20 protein-coding genes are annotated in these 17,178 nt (G+C 63.3%); 3 read left to right on the top strand and 17 right to left on the bottom strand.

Going from position 1 to position 17,178, the window contains the following annotated elements:
- Nucleotides 1–78: 78 nt before the first annotated feature.
- From HMPREF9696_RS17045 to coxB, 12 genes are all read right to left on the bottom strand, one after another.
- The gene (locus HMPREF9696_RS17045; RefSeq protein ID WP_002714285.1) at nt 79–666 is read right to left on the bottom strand and encodes a GNAT family N-acetyltransferase; all 588 of its coding nucleotides are present in this window, start codon (nt 664–666) and stop codon (nt 79–81) included.
- Between the two features lie 101 nt (nt 667–767).
- Nucleotides 768–1,163 (bottom strand): YbaN family protein, encoded by a 396-nt coding sequence (locus HMPREF9696_RS17040; protein ID WP_002714284.1) that lies wholly within the window; start codon nt 1,161–1,163, stop codon nt 768–770.
- A gap of 21 nt (nt 1,164–1,184) precedes the next feature.
- Complete coding sequence (locus HMPREF9696_RS17035; RefSeq protein WP_002714283.1) at nt 1,185–2,474, bottom strand: M16 family metallopeptidase; 1,290 nt, start codon at nt 2,472–2,474, stop codon at nt 1,185–1,187.
- Nucleotides 2,474–3,889 carry a threonine synthase gene (thrC, locus tag HMPREF9696_RS17030; RefSeq protein WP_002714282.1) on the bottom strand — a complete coding sequence of 472 codons (1,416 nt, stop codon included), beginning with the start codon at nt 3,887–3,889 and terminating at the stop codon, nt 2,474–2,476. Before thrC ends, HMPREF9696_RS17035 begins: the two co-directional genes overlap by 1 nt.
- 130 nt (nt 3,890–4,019) lie before the next feature.
- On the bottom strand, nt 4,020–4,787 hold the full coding sequence (locus tag HMPREF9696_RS17025; protein WP_002714281.1) for an SURF1 family protein: 768 nt from the start codon (nt 4,785–4,787) through the stop codon (nt 4,020–4,022).
- Entirely contained in the window at nt 4,784–5,176 is a 393-nt protein-coding gene (locus tag HMPREF9696_RS17020; protein ID WP_002714280.1) for a DUF983 domain-containing protein, read from the bottom strand. Before HMPREF9696_RS17020 ends, HMPREF9696_RS17025 begins: the two co-directional genes overlap by 4 nt.
- A 113-nt stretch (nt 5,177–5,289) precedes the next feature.
- Complete coding sequence (locus tag HMPREF9696_RS17015) at nt 5,290–6,186, bottom strand: cytochrome c oxidase subunit 3 (protein ID WP_002714279.1); 897 nt, start codon at nt 6,184–6,186, stop codon at nt 5,290–5,292.
- Between the two features lie 57 nt (nt 6,187–6,243).
- Nucleotides 6,244–6,852: a cytochrome c oxidase assembly protein gene (locus tag HMPREF9696_RS17010; RefSeq protein WP_002714278.1), complete on the bottom strand. Its 609-nt coding sequence runs from the start codon at nt 6,850–6,852 to the stop codon at nt 6,244–6,246.
- 17 nt (nt 6,853–6,869) lie between these two features.
- Nucleotides 6,870–7,055 (bottom strand): hypothetical protein, encoded by a 186-nt coding sequence (locus HMPREF9696_RS17005; RefSeq protein WP_002714277.1) that lies wholly within the window; start codon nt 7,053–7,055, stop codon nt 6,870–6,872.
- Nucleotides 7,052–7,993: a heme o synthase gene (locus tag HMPREF9696_RS17000; RefSeq protein ID WP_002714276.1), complete on the bottom strand. Its 942-nt coding sequence runs from the start codon at nt 7,991–7,993 to the stop codon at nt 7,052–7,054. Before HMPREF9696_RS17000 ends, HMPREF9696_RS17005 begins: the two co-directional genes overlap by 4 nt.
- 78 nt (nt 7,994–8,071) lie before the next feature.
- A complete protein-coding gene (ctaD, locus tag HMPREF9696_RS16995) occupies nt 8,072–9,688 on the bottom strand; it encodes a cytochrome c oxidase subunit I (protein ID WP_040301557.1) in 1,617 nt (538 codons plus the stop codon).
- Between the two features lie 93 nt (nt 9,689–9,781).
- Nucleotides 9,782–10,630 (bottom strand): cytochrome c oxidase subunit II, encoded by an 849-nt coding sequence (gene coxB / locus HMPREF9696_RS16990; RefSeq protein WP_002714274.1) that lies wholly within the window; start codon nt 10,628–10,630, stop codon nt 9,782–9,784.
- Between the two features lie 457 nt (nt 10,631–11,087).
- On the opposite strand from coxB, the gene HMPREF9696_RS16985 reads away from it, so the two are divergent.
- A complete protein-coding gene (locus HMPREF9696_RS16985) occupies nt 11,088–11,627 on the top strand; it encodes an invasion associated locus B family protein (protein ID WP_002714273.1) in 540 nt (179 codons plus the stop codon).
- Nucleotides 11,628–11,736: 109 nt separating this feature from the next.
- Nucleotides 11,737–13,176 carry a metalloprotease TldD gene (gene tldD, locus HMPREF9696_RS16980; protein ID WP_002714272.1) on the top strand — a complete coding sequence of 480 codons (1,440 nt, stop codon included), beginning with the start codon at nt 11,737–11,739 and terminating at the stop codon, nt 13,174–13,176.
- An 18-nt stretch (nt 13,177–13,194) separates the two neighbouring features.
- Here the strand turns inward: tldD and HMPREF9696_RS16975 are convergent, their stop codons facing one another.
- The 3 genes from HMPREF9696_RS16975 to HMPREF9696_RS16965 form a co-directional block, all read right to left on the bottom strand.
- A complete protein-coding gene (locus HMPREF9696_RS16975; RefSeq protein WP_002714271.1) occupies nt 13,195–13,911 on the bottom strand; it encodes a cytochrome c biogenesis CcdA family protein in 717 nt (238 codons plus the stop codon).
- 6 nt (nt 13,912–13,917) lie between these two features.
- Nucleotides 13,918–14,316 (bottom strand): thioredoxin family protein, encoded by a 399-nt coding sequence (locus HMPREF9696_RS16970; protein WP_002714270.1) that lies wholly within the window; start codon nt 14,314–14,316, stop codon nt 13,918–13,920.
- 158 nt (nt 14,317–14,474) lie between these two features.
- A complete protein-coding gene (locus HMPREF9696_RS16965) occupies nt 14,475–15,017 on the bottom strand; it encodes a PAN domain-containing protein (protein WP_040302131.1) in 543 nt (180 codons plus the stop codon).
- On the opposite strand from HMPREF9696_RS16965, the gene HMPREF9696_RS21695 reads away from it, so the two are divergent.
- Nucleotides 15,016–15,165: a hypothetical protein gene (locus tag HMPREF9696_RS21695; RefSeq protein ID WP_009735013.1), complete on the top strand. Its 150-nt coding sequence runs from the start codon at nt 15,016–15,018 to the stop codon at nt 15,163–15,165. The two genes, HMPREF9696_RS16965 and HMPREF9696_RS21695, sit on opposite strands and share 2 nt — an antisense overlap.
- 18 nt (nt 15,166–15,183) lie before the next feature.
- Here the strand turns inward: HMPREF9696_RS21695 and HMPREF9696_RS16960 are convergent, their stop codons facing one another.
- Complete coding sequence (locus HMPREF9696_RS16960) at nt 15,184–16,554, bottom strand: glutamate--cysteine ligase (RefSeq protein WP_002714268.1); 1,371 nt, start codon at nt 16,552–16,554, stop codon at nt 15,184–15,186.
- Nucleotides 16,555–16,653: 99 nt separating this feature from the next.
- A complete protein-coding gene (locus tag HMPREF9696_RS16955; protein ID WP_002714267.1) occupies nt 16,654–17,169 on the bottom strand; it encodes a MarR family winged helix-turn-helix transcriptional regulator in 516 nt (171 codons plus the stop codon).
- Nucleotides 17,170–17,178 lie beyond the last annotated feature (9 nt).

The raw sequence follows: 17,178 nt of genomic DNA, 5'->3' as shown, positions 1-17,178 counted from the left end.
AATCGGAACCGAGGTGGCCTTATAGCAGGCCAAACACGGCGAACCAAAGGCGCAGACAGCCCGTGCCGAGGGGGCTGGTTAACCGCGGAAATCCTCGTCCAGCAGGCCGTACAGGCAGTGGTCCTGCCAGACACCGTTGATGCAGAGGTAGCGCCGCGCGAGACCTTCACGGGCAAAGCCGCATTTTTCCAGCACCCTGATCGAGGACTGGTTGGTGGGAATGCAGGCGGCCTCGATGCGGTGGAGGTTGAGTTCGCCGAACAGGGTCGGCAGCAGCACCCGGAGCGCCGCAGTCATGATGCCCTTGCCCGCATGAGGCTGCCCGACCCAGTAACCGAGGGTGCCCGCCTGCACGATGCCGCGCCGGACATTGGCCAGCGTCACACCGCCCAGCAGCGTGCCGTCGTCCTCGCGAAAGACGAGGAACGGATAGGCCCTGTCCTCGCCAATATCCTCCGCATAGCGCCGCAGGCGGCGGCGAAAGCCGGACCGGGTCAGATCGTCCGATGGCCAGATCGGCTCCCACGGCGTCAGAAAGGATCGGCTCTGACCGCGCAGTTCGCTCCACTGCGGGTAATCGGTCATCTGCGGCGCCCGCAGCAGCAAGCCGCGGCCGCGCGGCGCGAGCGGCGGCGCTGTCGTCGAAGGCAAGCGAAACAGGGCCATGCCGGACCTCTCCCATTGTGGGCGCCAGGATGCATACAAGGATGCACCCGCTACCTTTCTAGCACAATCCGCGGCCGGATGCGCCTGCCGCGCAGCCGGTTCTATGACGGCCGCGAGAACACGTAGACAAGGCCGGTCAGCATTAACGCGGCGACCGCCAGCGTGAGCGGCAGGCCGGGATGGCTGGCAAGCTGGAACACGGTGAAGCCGAAGACCATTCCCGCCAGCGCCGCGACCTTCGCCTTGCGTGGAATCGCACCGCGCGCGCGCCAGTCTTTCAGCAGCGGCCCGAAGCGGGGATCATTCAGCAGCCAGTTTTCAAACCGCGTCGACGAGCGCGCAAAGCAGGCGGCCGCCAGAATGAGAAACGGCGTTGTCGGCAGCACCGGCAGGAACGCACCGACAAAACCGAGCGCGACAAAGATAAATCCCAGAACAAGAAAAATCCCGCGCGCTAACCGCGATTGCTTGAGATTGCCTGCAGGATCGCCGGTCACGCCGTCAGCGCCAGCGCGGCATCAATGCAGCAACGCCCTGGCCGGCGGGCGCGCCAGGCCCTCGGCGTGGCCCACCGCGGTATCGAGTCCCCGCCCCTCGCCGAGCGCAACCACGGCGGGACGGCTGCGGGTCAGCAAACCGCGCGCGGCATTGCGCGTCGATTCGACGCTGACCGCTTCGATCCGTGCCACCAGTTCGTCCACTGTGAGCGGACGGCCATAGGCGAGGATATGCCGCGCCATTTGCTCGGCCCGTGAACTGCAGCTTTCCAGACCCATCAGGAGGCCGGCTTTCATCTGCGCCTTGGACCGGGCGATTTCCTGCTCGGTCAGGGTCTCGACGGCGTTGTTCATCTCGTCGACGATCACTTCCATCATCTCCGGCGCATCGGCCGGATCGGTGCCGGTGTAGAGACCAAAGAAGCCAGTGTCGGAAAACGCCGCGTGGAAGGTGTAGATCGAGTAGCAAAGCCCGCGCTTCTCGCGCACTTCCTGAAACAGCCGCGATGACATGCCGCCGCCGAGGATGTTGGAGAACACCTGAAGGCTGAACAGCGACAGGTCCGATTGCGGCAGGCCTTCCAGCGCCAAAGTCAGGTGCGCCTGTTCGAGATCTCGGTGAATGACACGGGAGCCGCCCTTGCCGAACATGGCCGGCACAGGCTTCGGCGCGGGCGTGCCGGCGAAACTTGCAAAGCGCTGCTCGGCTTCGGCCACGACCTGCTTGTGGTCGACCGCGCCCGCCGCAGCCACCACCATGTCGGGGCCGTGATAGTGCGTCGACAGATAATCGTAGAGGTTGTCGCGGCTGAAGCTCGCAAGCGTTTGCGGCGTGCCGAGCAATGAGCGGCCGAGCGGCTGGTCCGGATAGCACAGTTCGTTGAGATGCTCGAACACCACATCGTCCGGCGTGTCCTGCGCCGCGCCGATTTCCTGCTCGATCACGCTTTTTTCGCGCTCCAGTTCTTCCGCATCGAAGGACGGATTGGCGAGAATATCCGAGAGGACATCCAGCCCGAGCGCGACGTCAGCCTTGAGCACACGCGCATAATAGGTCGTGGTCTCGTTGCTGGTGGCGGCGTTGAGGTCACCGCCGACCGCCTCGATTTCTTCTGCGATCTGTTGCGCCGAGCGCCGCGTGGTTCCCTTGAAGGCCATGTGTTCGAGCAGATGCGACATGCCGTGCTGATCCGGCTTTTCGTCGCGGCCGCCGACACCGGTCCACACACCGAGTGCGGCGGTTTCGAGATGCGCCATCGTATCGGTGATGACGGTCAGTCCGGATGGCAACTTGGTAATTTCAACGCCCATCAGGCAATTCCCTGCTTCGCGGCACGGCTTATCGAGAGAATAAACCGTTCAATCTCAGCCTGGTCATTCTTCATGACCTTGATGTGTTCCGGCTTTGTCATCAACCCGTCGAGCCAGGCCGGAAGCTGCGGACGCACACCGCAGGCATCTTCGACGGCATCGGGGAATTTCGCCGCATGTGCCGTCGAGAGAACGATGTTGGGCACGGTGGACACCGGCTTGTCCTGATCCGCCACCGCAAGCGCCACCGCGGTATGCGGATCGACCAGTTCGCCCGCCTCGCGCCATGCCGCGCGGATCGCCGCACTGGTTTCGGTCTCATCGGCGCGGCCCGCGTCGAAGTCTTCGCGGATGCGCTTGAGCACGGCGTCACTGAGAACGAAGCGGCCCGACTGCGCCAGCGATCCCATCAGTGAGCGGATCACGGCGCTGTCGCGCCCGGTGGCTTCAAACAACAACCGCTCGAAATTGGACGAGATCTGGATGTCCATCGAGGGCGAGGTGGTGGCGTGAACCTGCTTCACCTCGTAGATGCCGGTCTTCAGCGTACGCGCCAGAATGTCATTGATGTTGGCAGCGATGCGCAGACGGCGCACCGGCAATCCCATGCGCTTGGCGACATAGCCGGCGAAGATGTCGCCGAAATTCCCGGTCGGCACGGTGAAGTCGACCTCGCGCGCAGGTGCGCCGAGCGCGACGGCGGAGGTGAAGTAATAGACCACCTGCGCGACAATGCGCGCCCAGTTGATCGAGTTGACCCCGGACAGCGAAACCGAGTCGCGAAACTTGTGATGATTGAACAGGCCCTTCACGATGCTCTGGCAATCGTCGAACGTGCCTTCGATCGCGAGCGCATGGACATTGCCCGCGCCGCTCGTGGTCATCATGCGGCGCTGCACGTCGGAGATGCGCCCGTCCGGAAACAGCACAATCAGATCGGCATTGTCGCGGCCCGCGAACGCATCCACCGCCGCGCCGCCGGTATCGCCCGAGGTCGCGACAACGATGGTGGTGCGCTGGCCGCGCTTGGCCAGCACATGATCCATCAGCCGCGAGAGCAACTGCATCGCCACGTCCTTGAACGCGAGCGTCGGGCCGTGGAACAGCTCCAGCACAAAGCGATCCGGCGCAATCTGGTTCAGCGGCACCACCGCGGGATGGCGGAAGGTCGCGTAGGCCTCGATCGCCATGCGTCCGAGATCGGCTTCGGAAATTTCGTCCGCGACAAACGGACGGATCACCTCGACCGCGACTTCCCAATACGGACGGCCGAAAAATCCCGCGATGGTCTCGGCACTGAGCTGCGGCCAGACCTCCGGCACATACAACCCGCCGTCGCGGGCAAGCCCGGTCAGCATCACGTCACAGAAGCCAAGCCGGGGCGCTTCGCCCCGTGTCGAAATGTAGCTCGTCAAGCGATCCTCCAAAGGCTCAAGCCCGTCGCAAGCCTTTGATAATGATGATTAAATTATCCAGCTACCCGCCGGATCGAGCCGCACCATATCGGCTGTTTTCCGCCTTCACAAGGAAGCCGAATAGCGCGGGTCATGCCCGACGGCGCTGGATCACCCAGGCCACGAAGGCCCCTGCGACCACCAGCGCCAGACCGAACCAGGTGATGGCATATTGCAGGTGATCGTCCTTGAGCCGCACATGCAGCGGGCCGGGCTTCGGAATGCCGGATAGCGGCTGCGGCGATTCGAGGTCGATATAGAACGGCGCGATTTCGCCCCATCCGAGCGCCTGCGCCATCGACGGAACATCGCGTGTGAACCAGAGCCGCTTGCTGCTGTCCTCATGGGGCGTCAGCGTTCCCGCGGCTTCGGGAAAGCGCAGATAGCCGGTGAATTCGGCCGGTGTGCCGGTAATCAGCGGGCGGACGGCGCGATCCTGCTGCGCGCGATCCTGCATCGTATTCTGGACGAAGCCCGCATTGATGACGACGCTGCGTCCATCCGCCAGCCGCGCCGGAACGAATGTCCATGTTCCCGGCCCGGTTACATCGTCGCGCACCGCGGAGCCGGAACTGTAGACCATCGCGTCCGGCTTGTTCTCAAGCGTCGCGGTGAACTTGACCCGCCGGAATTCGTCATGCGCCGGGGTGAGCGCGGGCCATTGCGCCGCCGCCGGCAGCGCAACCGGAGCGGCGGCCAACCGTTCGGTCAGCGCTGCGATCAGCGCGTGCTTCTCGTCCTTGCGGCGAAGCTGCCACAGGCCAAGGCTGACAAGCACCGACACCATGACCAGCGCGATCACCGCGAGGCCGAAAATGCCTCGCGCGTGCTGCGGCTGAACTGCCGGCTGCCCCGTCATTTCGATTCGCGCTTCACAAGCTGGCCTTCGGCCGCCTTGTGAAAGTATTGCAGGTCGATCAATAACGCTTTCATCGCGCGCAGCGGCAGCAGGGTCGTTGCCAAAATCAGCGGTCCCCAGAGCGCCGCATGAACCCAGAACGGCGGCTGATACTTTATCTCCACGAACAATGCGGCGCCGACCACGATGAAGCCGGCGATCATGATGATGAAAATCGCCGGGCCGTCGCCCGCGTCGATAAAGGCATAGTCGAGACCGCACGACTCGCAATGGGGCCGCAGCGACAGAAAGCCCGCATAGAGCTTGCCCTCGCCGCAGCGCGGGCACTTGCAGGCGAGGCCGCGCATGACGGTCTGCGACAGCGTCGCCGGAGCCATATCGGTGGTCATGCCGTTCTCCTCATCGCCTTTCGCTACGCCCGCGAACGCATCCTCGCAAGAGGTCTCCGATCACGAAAAAGGGCGGCCCGAAGGCCGCCCTGATGATTTCAGGCCGGGCGCGATCAGTGCGCGCCGTGAGCCATGGTCGAGGCGCCGTGTCCCCAGACATAGATGCAGATGAACAGGAACAGCCACACCACGTCGACGAAGTGCCAGTACCAGGCAGCGAACTCGAAGCCGAGATGCTGCTTCGGCGTGAAGTGACCGGCATAGGCGCGGAACAGACAGACCAGCAGGAAGATGGTGCCGACCAGAACGTGGAAGCCGTGGAAGCCGGTCGCCATGAAGAAGGTCGCGCCATAGACATTGCCGGCGAAGCTGAACGCCGCATGGCTGTACTCGAAAGCCTGCACACAGGTGAACAGCGCGCCGAGCACCACAGTGAGGATCAGACCCCACTTCAGGCCCTTGCGGTCGCCTTCGAGCAGCGCGTGATGCGCCCAGGTCACCGTGGTGCCCGAGGTCAGCAGGATCAGGGTGTTGAGCAGCGGCAGATGCCACGGATCGAAGGTCTCGATGCCGTGCGGCGGCCAGACGCCCGGAATCTTGCAATCCGCCGGAGACACGCCGGCGCCGCAGCCGAACAGCGCATCGCGGGTCATGTGAACCGGATCGGCCGGGAACAGCGCCGCGTTGAAGTAGGCCCAGAACCACGCCACGAAGAACATCACTTCGGAGGCGATGAACAGGATCATGCCGTAGCGGTGATGCAACTGCACGACGCGGGTGTGGTCGCCCTTGTACTGGGCTTCACGGATCACATCGCCCCACCAGCTTGCCATGGTGTAGAGCACACCGATGGTGCCGACGCCGAACACGATCGGCGCACCGGCGAACATCTTGTGCATCCATGCGACGGCGCCGACAGCCATGATGAAGGCCGAGATGGAGCCGACGACCGGCCACGGGCTCGGATCGACGAGGTGATAGTCGTGGTGCTTGGCTTGGCCCGTTGCCATGTGGTCTCTCCGTGATGCCGGTATCAGCCGGCGCGTGTCGTAGTTATAGCCGAAAAATCAAAGATTGCCCTTGCGCTTGTCCGTCTCCGTCGCCGCGAGCGGCTTCGGTGCCGGATCTTTCACAGGGTAGAAGGTGTAAGACAGGGTGATGGTGTTGAGGTCGTCATATTCGCGGTCGGCGGCGAGCGCCGGATCGACATAGAAGACCACCGCCATCTCGCGCTTTTCACCGGGCCCGAAGGCCTGCTCGGTGAAGCAGAAGCAGTTGATCTTCTGGAAGAAGGCTCCGACCGTCAGCGGCGCGACATTGTAGGCGGCGACGCCCGTGGTCGCACGCGCCGACTGATTCGTAACGGTGTAATAGACGGTCACCACCTCGCCGATCTTGACCGAAATCTCGTTCTGCTCGGGCTGGAATTTCCACGGCAATCCGCCGCTGACATTGGAATCGAAGCGCACATTGATGCGACGCTCGAGCGATTTTTCCGGCGTGGAGGTGGCGACCTGCGTGGTGCCGTTAAAGCCGGTGGTGCGGCAGAACCAGTTGTAGAACGGCACCGCCGCGTAGGACGCGCCCACCATGAAGGCGACCACGAAGCCGCAGATCGACGCGATCATGACGTCGCGGCTGATGCGAGGCTTCTTGCTGGCGGGCTGTTGCGTCATGTCGCGCATCGCCTCCGTCAGATCGGCCGCTGAAGGACGGCCGGGCCCTTCACAAGCGTGACCGCGAAAAACAGCAGGACCAGCACGCCGAGCGCCACGGCAATGGCGATCGAACGCTCGCGCTGGCGCTTCTTCTGCTCCGGCGTGAGAACGATACCCTGCTGCTGCGGTTTCTTGCTGTCCATGACCAGGCCCGCGCTCATGATCCGATCGCCCGCATCACCGCCGACGCCACGACTTCGAGCAGCAGCACAGCGAACAGTGCGAACAGATACAGGATCGAGAACTTGAACAGCCCGCGCGTGGCGCGCAGCGCCGCGCTGCCGGTGCGATGGCGATAGACCTGGATCGCGTACCACAGCATGCCTGCGCCGAGCACAAGCGACGTCACGCCATACACCGCGCTGAAATAGCCGAGCGGCCAGGGCGAGGCCGCTACCGCCACCAGAAGGATGGTGTAGAGCAGGATCTGCAGCCGCGTCGCATCGGGACCGGCAACATTCGGCAGCATCGGGATGTTGGCGCGGCCGTAATCATCGGTGCGGAACAGCGCCAGCGCCCAGAAGTGCGGCGGCGTCCACAGGAAGATGATCAGGAACAGCAGGATCGGCTCCGGCGACAGCGAACCCGTCGCCGCGGCCCATGCCACCACCGGCGGCAACGCGCCTGCGGCGCCGCCGATCACGATGTTCTGCGCCGTATAGCGCTTGAGACCCATCGTGTAGACCACGACGTAGAAGAAGATCGTAAATGCGAGCAGCGCGCCGGCCAGCCAGTTCACCAGAATGCCGAGCGTCATCACCGAGAAGAAGGCGAGGGTCAGGCCGAAGGCCAGCGCTTCACCCGGCAGGATGCGGCCGCGCGGGATCGGACGGTTCGCGGTGCGCGACATCAGTGCGTCGATATCGCCCTCGTACCACATGTTCAGCGCGCCGGAGGCGCCGCCGCCGACGGCGATGCAGAGGATCGAGGTGATCGCCAGCACGGGATGGAAATGGCCGGGAGCGATGACAAGGCCGACCAGCGCGGTGAACACCACCAGCGACATCACCCGCGGCTTCAGCAGCGCAATGTAATCGGCGACGCCCGCTTCCGAGATGCGGGGCGACAGATCAATCGCGTGATGGTCGACAACCGACAAAATCTGAACTCGCTTCCTGAACGTTTCATCCGCCGTGGCCGCTGGGCCGCGGCGGATGCCTGTCTTGAATCCGCGTGCTTACTGAACGCGCGGCAGAACCTCGAACTGATGGAACGGAGGCGGCGACGACAGCGTCCATTCCAGCGTGGTCGCACCGGCACCCCACGGATTGTCCGCGGCCCGTTCCTTGCGGACGAAGGCCTGGATCACGCCGTAGAGGAAGATCAGCACGCCGAAAGCGGAGATGTAGGAGCCGATCGACGAGATCAGGTTCCAGCCAGCAAAGGCATCCGGATAGTCGACGTAGCGGCGCGGCATGCCCGACAGGCCGAGGAAGTGCTGCGGGAAGAAGATCAGGTTCACGCCGACGAAGGTGACCCAGAAGTGCGCCTTCGCAATGGTCTCCGAGTACATGTAGCCGAACATCTTCGGGAACCAGTAGTACCAGCCCGCGAAGATCGCGAACACGGCGCCCAGCGACAGCACGTAGTGGAAGTGCGCGACGACGTAATACGTATCCTGCAGCACGCGGTCGACGCCGGCGTTGGCAAGCACCACGCCGGTCACGCCGCCGAGGGTGAACAGGAAGATGAAGCCCATCGCCCAGATCATCGGCGCGCGGAATTCAATCGAGCCGCCCCACATGGTGGCGATCCACGAGAAGATCTTCACGCCGGTCGGCACCGCGATGACCATGGTGGCCGCCACGAAGTAGGCCTGCGTCGCCGACGACATGCCCACCGTGTACATGTGATGCGCCCAGACCACGAAGCCGATGCCGCCGATGGCGACCATCGCGTAGGCCATGCCGAGATAACCGAACACCGGCTTGCGCGAGAAGGTCGAGACGATCTGCGAGATCATGCCGAAGCCCGGCAGAATCAGGATGTACACTTCGGGGTGGCCGAAGAACCAGAACAGATGCTGGAACAGGACCGGATCGCCGCCGCCTTCGGCCGCGAAGAAGGTGGTGCCGAAGTTACGGTCGGTCAGCAGCATGGTGATCGCGCCGGCGAGAACGGGCAGCGACAGCAGCAGCAGGAACACGGTGACCAGGATCGACCACACGAACAGCGGCATCTTGTGCAGGGTCATGCCCGGCGCGCGCATGTTGAAGATGGTGGTGATGAAGTTGATCGCGCCGAGGATCGACGACGCGCCCGCGATGTGGAGCGAGAGGATCGCGAAGTCCACCGCCGGACCCGGGTGACCCGAGGTCGAGAGCGGCGCGTACATGGTCCAGCCGGCGCCGACGCCGTTGGCGCCCGGCTCGCCCTCGACGAATGTCGAGATCAGGAGCAGCGCGAACGAGGCCGGCAGCAGCCAGAACGAGACGTTGTTCATGCGCGGGAAGGCCATGTCCGGCGCGCCGATCATCAGCGGCACGAACCAGTTGCCGAACCCGCCGATCATCGCCGGCATCACCATGAAGAAGATCATGATCAGGCCGTGGGAGGTGACGAACACGTTGTAGGTGTGCGCTTCGTGGAAGAGCTGCACGCCCGGATACATCAGCTCGATGCGGATCGCGACCGACATCGCGCCGCCGATGATGCCCGCCATGATCGCGAAGATAAGGTACATCGTGCCGATGTCCTTATGGTTCGTCGAATAGAGATAGCGACGCCACCCGGTCGGGTGATCGTGCGCATGGTCGTCATGGGCGTGATCATGTGTTGCAGCGGAGGTGGCCATTTTCTAATCCCTTTAGCCTCGTAGTGCCGTCAGCTAATCCTGTCAGCCTTGCGGTGCGGGCGGCTTGCGCCTCGCCCGCCCGTCTTAATGTGCTTACTGCGCAACCGTCCCGATCGACGCATAGGAATTTGCGGGGTTGGTTGCGTACTTCTTCTTCGCCGCCTCGACCCAGGTGGTGAATTCCTGATCGTTCACGACCTTGATCGCGATCGGCATGTAGGCGTGGTCCTTGCCGCAAAGCTCGGAGCACTGGCCGTAATACATGCCTTCCTTGGTCGCCTTGAACCAGGTTTCGTTGAGGCGGCCCGGAACGGCGTCGATCTTCACACCGAACGCCGGCATCGCGAAGGAATGGATGACGTCGGCGCCGGTGACCTGCACCCGGATCACCTTGTTCACCGGCACCACGACCTCGTTGTCCACGGCGAGCAGGCGCGGCGCCTTGTCGGCGACCATCAGCGAATCGAACTCGAACTTGCCGTTATCCGGATAGGTGTAGGTCCAGTACCACTGCTTTCCGGTGGCCTTGATGGTGAGATCGGCTTTCGGAATGTCGAGCTGCTGGAACAGCAGGCGGAACGACGGCACCGCGATGCCGACGAGAACGAGGACCGGCACGATGGTCCAGACCACTTCGATCAGCGTGTTATGGGTGGTCTTCGACGGAACGGGGTTCGACTTCGCGTTGAACTTCACCGCAACGAGGATGAGCAGGATCAGCACGAAAATCGTGATCGCGCTGATGATCCAGAGCAGGAAGTTGTGGAACCAGGTGATGTTGTCCATCACCGGCGATGCGGACGGCTGGAGCGTATATTCCCAGGGCGACGGCTGACCGAGGGTCCCGCCCGCCGCGAAAGCTGCCCCTGCCGCGGCAAGCACGGTGGCAGCCACCGCAAAGCCCAGTACTCGCCGGCCCATCTGGCCATTCGACATCTTCATGCCGCTATCGCTCCTGCTTTCGTCACCCCAGCGATCCTGCCGGGCGGCAAGATCTGCATTTAAGCCTGCATTCTCAGGCGCGGTCATTGTTTCGGCCGAAAGCCGAAGGTTAGAACGCGTCGAATTTCAAGCTTCTCAAACCATAATTCCATGCCTACCGCAATGCACGTAATAAGGCGGGCACACAGGCGGAATCCCATTGGCAAATGGGCTGAAAACCGGCACCCCGGCGGCCCGAGAATGCTTGACACTTGGAATGCCCGTTGTACGCACGGGCGAGATACGCAGCGAGGACCCGATTCGCGGCGGTGATGGTGTATTCCGGTGGCAGATTCTGCCCGCAGGCCTGCCCTCAAGCCGCCGTCATTGCCCTGTCAACCAGCGGCCAGACAGGCGTGGCGCGGGAAAACGCCGGATTACCGGACTTATGCCAGAGATTGAGCAAGGATTGAGCCCGATGGGCGTGCGAAACCAGCCTTCCCTGACCCGCAGCCGCGCGATGGCGCCGGTCTGGCTTGTCGCTGCAGCCGTTGTGGCGGTTTTTGCAGGGACCGCGCCAGCCCTGGCTCAGGGAGCCGTCAAATCGGTCCATGGCGACTGGCAGATTCGCTGCGACACCCCCGCCGGTGCGCAGGCCGAACAATGCGCCCTGATCCAGAGCGTGGTGGCGGAAGACCGCTCCAATGCGGGCCTGACCGTCATTATTCTTAAAACCGCAGACCAGAAGAGCAAGCTGATGCGGGTGGTTGCCCCGTTGGGCGTGCTGCTGCCCTCAGGCCTCGGACTCAAGCTCGACGACAAGGATGTGGGCCGGGCCGGATTCGTGCGCTGCCTGCCCAACGGCTGCGTTGCCGAAGTCGTGATGGACGACACCCTGCTCAACCAGCTCAAGACCGCCAAGACGGCGACCTTCATCATCTTCGAGACCCCGGAAGAAGGTATCGGCTTCCCGCTCAGTCTGAAGGGTCTTGGCGAAGGCTACGACAAGCTGCCTTGAGCCTGCGGAACCTGTCCCTCCGGCCCTCGCCCTCGGGCACGATCGTCCCTATCTTGGGACCTGATCCCGCCGCCATGCCCTGCGATCCCGGCATTCCCAGGAGTTCTTGATGAGCCATCCGTCCGACGCTACGCCCGCGACCACCTCCCTGCTCGATCGCGCCGGTCTTGGCCGCGACGACGTGCGCCGGGAAATCGTTCGCGGGCTCGCCGGCGCGGACGACGGCGAACTGTTTCTTGAATACCGCCAGTCCGAGGGGCTGAGTTTCGACAATGGCCGCCTCAAGCAGGCGACCTATGACACGGCGCAGGGTTTCGGCCTGCGCGCGGTCAAGGACGACGCGGTGGGTTACGCCCACTCCTCCGACGTCTCGCTGCCGGCGCTGATCCGCGCCGCCGATACAGTCAGCGCAGTGCGCGGCGGTTATTCCGGAACGTTCGCGGCCGCGCCGTCCCACACCAACGTTCGCCTCTATGGCGACGACAATCCGCTCGACGGCCAAACCTTCGAGACCAAGGTCAAGCTGCTGGCCGAGATCGACGCCTATGTCCGCGACAAGGATCCGCGCGTGCGCCAAGTGTCGGTATCGCTGGGCGCAACATGGCAGGTGGTGGAGATCGTCCGTCCTGACGGCGAGAGCTACCGCGACATCCGCCCCCTCGTGCGCGTGAACATTTCCGTCGTCGCCGGGTCAGGCGACCGGCAGGAAAGCGGCAGCGCCGGCTATGGCGGACGTGAAGGCTATGCGCGCTTCATCGAAACGAAAGCGTGGCGCACGGCCGCCGACGGCGCGATCCGTCAGGCGCTGGTCAATCTGGAATCGGTGCCCGCGCCCGCCGGTGAAATGGATGTGGTGCTCGCGCCCGGCTGGCCCGGCGTGATGCTGCATGAAGCGGTCGGCCACGGACTTGAAGGCGACTTCAACCGCAAGCAGACCTCGGCGTTCTCGGGCCTGATGGGCCAGCAGGTCGCGGCGAAAGGCGTCACCGTCGTCGACGACGGCACGATCTCCTCGAAGCGCGGCTCGCTCTCCATCGACGACGAAGGCACGCCCACCAACCGCACCATGCTGATCGAAGACGGCATTCTGGTCGGCTACATGCAGGACCGCCAGAACGCGCGGCTGATGAACATGAAGCCCACCGGCAACGGCCGGCGCGAATCCTATGCGCATGTGCCGATGCCGCGCATGACCAACACCTACATGCTGGCGGGCGAGCGCGATCCGGCGGAAATCCTCGCGTCGGTGAAGAACGGCATTTACGCCGTGAATTTCGGCGGCGGCCAGGTCGATATCGTCTCCGGAAAGTACGTCTTCCAGTGCACCGAGGCTTACCGAATCGAGAACGGCAAGGTCGGCGCGCCGCTCAAGGGCGCCATGCTGATCGGCAACGGGCCGACGGACCTGCATCGTGTGTCCATGGTCGGCAACGACCTGCAGCTCGATGACGGCATCGGCACCTGCGGCAAGCAGGGACAGGGCGTGCCGGTCGGCGTCGGCCAGCCGACGCTGCGCATGGACCGCATCACGGTCGGCGGCACCGGCTAGCGCGCACTGTCCCGCGCGTCAGAATCGCGTCGTTAATTCCGTCAGCCAGGCCGGTGAGATATTGACGAGCACGGTCTCGATCCATTTGTCTGCGCCGGTGACGATGCCAACGCCGATCAGGATCAGCGCCACTCCCAGCAGTCCCTTGCCGAATTGTCCGGCTGACAGCATGCGCCCGCGCATGTTCATCAGGGCCGAGCGGGACAGAAGTCCCAGAACAGCCAGCGGCAGGGCCGCGCCGAAGCCGAATGCCATCATCGTGAGCGCGACCTGAAAAAGGTCACGTCCCTGCGAAGCGAGCAGCGACGCCGCGCCGAGTGTCGGTCCAACGCAAGGCGACCAGACGGCCCCCAGCAGCAGCCCCATTGCGAACTGACCGCACAGACCCGAACCGGAAAATCCACCCAGCGTCCGGTCGGCCCAGCCGGACACAGGACCGCCCGCCGCAGCAAGACGGACTTGCCAGGATGGCATCAGCAAAACCATCCCGATCGCAATCATGACGATCGCCGCGGCCAGACGAAATGCGTTTCCGTCCAGGCCGAGCGCGAAACCGGCGACTGCGATGAACAGCCCGAGCACCGTAAACGAAATGGCCAGACCCGATGCGAGTGCAATCGGCCCCCATCGGTGCTGCGTGACCGCCGTGCCCAATACAATGGGCAGCAGCGGCAGCACGCACGGCGACAGGATCGACAGCAGCCCCGCCGCGAACGCCAACGCGATGACGGTCACGGTGAATCAAAGACCCTTGTTGAGCAGGGCCGCAATCGAATCCCGTTTGGTATCGCCGACCGAGCGGCCCACTTCCGAATTGCCCTTGTAGACAATCAGCGTCGATTGCATTTTGGCGCCGAACTTCTGCACGTCGGATTTCTGGCTATCGAAATCGACGCGGAAAATCTTGAGGTTCTTGAATTTCGGCTCCGCGGCCAGGGCATCGATGATCGGCGCCTGAGCCTTGCAGGTCGGGCACCAGCCGGCGTGAATCTCCACAAGGATAGGAGCGCCGGCGGCCTGAGCGGACTTGAACGCGCTTTCCGAATAAGGCGTGGACGCCAAGGCCGCATGAATCAGGCCGGCAACTGCAAAAGCCGCCACGAGCAAGGCGATGCTGAGTGCTTTGTAAACCTGTCGCATTTGAATTCCTCCCGGGTTTGCGCGAAGGCAACGCACAGCGTGGTCGCCCTCGGGGAGTTACGAAAGCAGGAGGCCGGATGTTACGCGCCGCCGGAGGCTAAAAATTCACTCAACGCAGAGTGTCAGCACACATTCCGGGAATCGTTTGATTCCGCGACCTACCGCACCACGCCCGAGATGAATCCCGGCTTGCGGCGCGGCGGTTTGACGTGATCCTTGAGAAAACAGCGCGCGGACTTGCTGATATAGCCGGGCCGCGCGTAGGTCCACGCCCGGCACTTCTTGTCGCTCTCGCAGACAGCCTTGCAGGTCTCACCCTTGGGATCGTGCTCGACCTCGACATTGCGATAGTCGCCGCCGGGCCGGTCGGTTTCGACCTCGAGGAAGATGTTGCGCGGCTCGATGACGCCCGCGCCGCGCACACCGGAGACGCAGCAACTGCTCGGCACCCGTGGCGGCACCGCATTCTTGAGCCAGCATACTGCGTGCTCGTCACTGACGGCAGGATAGTTGAAACTCCAGGCGCGGCAGCGGCGGTCGCGCTCGCATTGCAGGGCGCAGACCGCGGGATCGCCGGACGGCATTTCCGTCCGCAGATAGTCGTTGCCCGGCCGATCAAAGCTGGCCTGCGCATGGACAGGCTGAATTCCAGCAAGACACGAGAGGGCGATTGCAACAACGGCTGCAACGGAAAAGCTCATGCATGATCTGAAATCGCAGATTTTGAGCATGAGATCGCTTTCGGCAGGACGGACGGTGATGAACCGGGCAGATGCCCTGCTTATTCAATCGCCGCGCGGATGTACGGCAGATGAACGGCAGATAAATGCCGGAACAACAATCGCGTGATGGCGATAAACTGCTGAATTAGAAAGCGTATTCTGTGTAAACCGGTTCGACCGAATGCTTCCAGGGGCCGTTGAATTTTTCCAGCAGCCGTTCGGCCGGTGTGAGGCCGCTGTCCATGATCCGATCCAGCGGCTCCAGATACCGCGTCTCGTCGTGGCCGAGCGAATCAAGCCGGTGGCGGCGGGCAAGACCCTTGTGCGCCAGCGCCATGCAGTCTTTCGCAACCTCGGACAGATAGCGATTGCCAATCTTCGCCTTGAGGCCGAGCCGCGGCACGTCATCGCGCAGCACCTGCCGCTCATGCGCGGTCCAGCCCTTGGCGATTTCCCAAGCCGCATCGAGACTTTCGTCGTCGTAGAGAAGACCGACCCAGAATGCCGGCAGCGACGGCAACTGTTGCGACGGCACATTGTCCGAGCCGCGCATTTCGAGATAACGCTTCAGGCGCACCTCGGGGAAAATTGTCGACAGATGATTGGCCCAGTCCGACAGCGTCGGCTTCTCGCCCGGAATGATCTTGTTCCTGCCGTCGAAGAAATCGCGGAACGACGATCCCGATACGTCGATATAGTCATCGCCGCGCTTGACGAAATACATCGGCACATCCAGCGCGTAATCGACCCAGCGCTCGAAGCCCATGCCGTCCTCGAACGCCCAAGGGATCATGCCGGCGCGCGCGTTGTCGGTGTCGCGCCAGATTTCCGAGCGGAACGACAAGAAGCCGTTCGGCTTGCCCTCGGTAAATGGTGAGTTCGCGAACAGCGCGGTCGCCACCGGCTGCAGCGCCACCGACACCCGCAGCTTCTTGACCATGTCGGTTTCCGAACAGAAGTCGAGGTTGGTCTGCACGGTGCAGGTCCGGTACATCATGTCGAGACCGTACTGGCCAACCTTCGGCATGTAATTGGTCATGATCCGGTAGCGGCCCTTCGGCATCACCGGAATATCCTTGCGCGACCACGACGGGGTCATGCCGAGACCGAGAAAACCGATGCCGAGCGGAGCCGCGACTTCGCGCACCTGCGCCAGATGCGCCATCAGTTCGGAAGAAGTCTGGTGAATGGTTTCGACCGGCGCGCCGGACAGTTCGAATTGCCCGCCCGGCTCCAGTGAAATCGCGCCGCCGCCGGTGACATCGTAAAGACCGATGATGTTGCCGTTCTCCATGATCGGCTCCCAGCCGAGCAGGAGTTGCATGCCTTCGAGCACCGCGCGGATGCCGCGCGCACCTTCATAAGGTACGGGCCTGTGACCCTCGAGCGTGAACGGTGTCTTCTCGTGCTCGGTGCCGATGCGAAAATCCGACTTCGGCTTGACCCCGGCCTCCAGCCACGCGACCAGTTCGTCCCGCGACTCCAGCGGAGTCATATCTATCTGATCACGCGCCATGGGACATCCAGACAAGCCGTAGTGATTGAAGGGTCAGCGCACGATGCAGGCGGACGCCACGGACGCGGGCATCCGTAGCCGCGAGAGGTAAAGAAAGAATCATCGGGCCGATGTGACTTCTTTGGGGGATTCCTTGACGGCCTCTTTCGAGACCGTCATCGCCACCGGCGCACCGGCGCAACAGCCGAGGCGATCCAGCAGGCCCGCGAGTTTCACCGCATCGGCATCCGACAGCTTTGAGCCGATGTGCCGCTCGATCGCTGCCGAATAGGAATTCCACATTTTCTTCTGCAGTTCGCGTCCGGCCTCGGTGATCTCGACGAACAGGCCGCGCTTGTCCATCTTGCACTCGCGCCGCGCCGCGAGGCCTTCCTCGACCAGACGGTCGATCAGCCGCGACGTCGAATACTGCGGCAGCAGCATCTGCTTTTCGAGCTCGACCGGACGCAGTTCGCCGCTCGGCGCACGCGACAGTTCAAGCAGCGCGTCATACCAGGCCAGCGGCGGAAAACCCGCCTTCTTGAGATCCTGCTCGACCGCGCCGAGCACCTTGTTCTGGACCCGCATCAGGCGGATCCAGACCTCCGTCGCCTCGGTGGATGGTTTGCGTTTCATCGTCGTGTC

The sequence above is a fragment of the Afipia clevelandensis ATCC 49720 genome (assembly GCF_000336555.1).
GTDB classification, from domain to species: Bacteria; Pseudomonadota; Alphaproteobacteria; order Rhizobiales; family Xanthobacteraceae; genus Afipia; species Afipia clevelandensis.
This window is presented reverse-complemented; position numbering and strand designations above follow the sequence as displayed.

What these genes read in the sequence shown, in the direction of transcription:
- HMPREF9696_RS17010 (WP_002714278.1), bottom strand. Translation starts at nt 6,852, where the DNA reads ATGACGCAACAGCCCGCCAGCAAGAAGCCTCGCATCAGCCGCGACGTC.
- HMPREF9696_RS17015 (WP_002714279.1), bottom strand. Translation starts at nt 6,186, where the DNA reads ATGGCAACGGGCCAAGCCAAGCACCACGACTATCACCTCGTCGATCCG.
- HMPREF9696_RS17005 (WP_002714277.1), bottom strand. Translation starts at nt 7,055, where the DNA reads ATGAGCGCGGGCCTGGTCATGGACAGCAAGAAACCGCAGCAGCAGGGT.
- HMPREF9696_RS17035 (WP_002714283.1), bottom strand. Translation starts at nt 2,474, where the DNA reads ATGGGCGTTGAAATTACCAAGTTGCCATCCGGACTGACCGTCATCACC.
- HMPREF9696_RS17025 (WP_002714281.1), bottom strand. Translation starts at nt 4,787, where the DNA reads ATGACGGGGCAGCCGGCAGTTCAGCCGCAGCACGCGCGAGGCATTTTC.
- HMPREF9696_RS16965 (WP_040302131.1), bottom strand. Translation starts at nt 15,017, where the DNA reads ATGAGCTTTTCCGTTGCAGCCGTTGTTGCAATCGCCCTCTCGTGTCTT.
- HMPREF9696_RS16970 (WP_002714270.1), bottom strand. Translation starts at nt 14,316, where the DNA reads ATGCGACAGGTTTACAAAGCACTCAGCATCGCCTTGCTCGTGGCGGCT.
- HMPREF9696_RS21695 (WP_009735013.1), top strand. Translation starts at nt 15,016, where the DNA reads ATGCATGATCTGAAATCGCAGATTTTGAGCATGAGATCGCTTTCGGCA.
- HMPREF9696_RS17020 (WP_002714280.1), bottom strand. Translation starts at nt 5,176, where the DNA reads ATGACCACCGATATGGCTCCGGCGACGCTGTCGCAGACCGTCATGCGC.
- HMPREF9696_RS16960 (WP_002714268.1), bottom strand. Translation starts at nt 16,554, where the DNA reads ATGGCGCGTGATCAGATAGATATGACTCCGCTGGAGTCGCGGGACGAA.
- HMPREF9696_RS16985 (WP_002714273.1), top strand. Translation starts at nt 11,088, where the DNA reads ATGGGCGTGCGAAACCAGCCTTCCCTGACCCGCAGCCGCGCGATGGCG.
- coxB (WP_002714274.1), bottom strand. Translation starts at nt 10,630, where the DNA reads ATGAAGATGTCGAATGGCCAGATGGGCCGGCGAGTACTGGGCTTTGCG.
- ctaD (WP_040301557.1), bottom strand. Translation starts at nt 9,688, where the DNA reads ATGGCCACCTCCGCTGCAACACATGATCACGCCCATGACGACCATGCG.
- HMPREF9696_RS16955 (WP_002714267.1), bottom strand. Translation starts at nt 17,169, where the DNA reads ATGAAACGCAAACCATCCACCGAGGCGACGGAGGTCTGGATCCGCCTG.
- tldD (WP_002714272.1), top strand. Translation starts at nt 11,737, where the DNA reads ATGAGCCATCCGTCCGACGCTACGCCCGCGACCACCTCCCTGCTCGAT.
- HMPREF9696_RS17045 (WP_002714285.1), bottom strand. Translation starts at nt 666, where the DNA reads ATGGCCCTGTTTCGCTTGCCTTCGACGACAGCGCCGCCGCTCGCGCCG.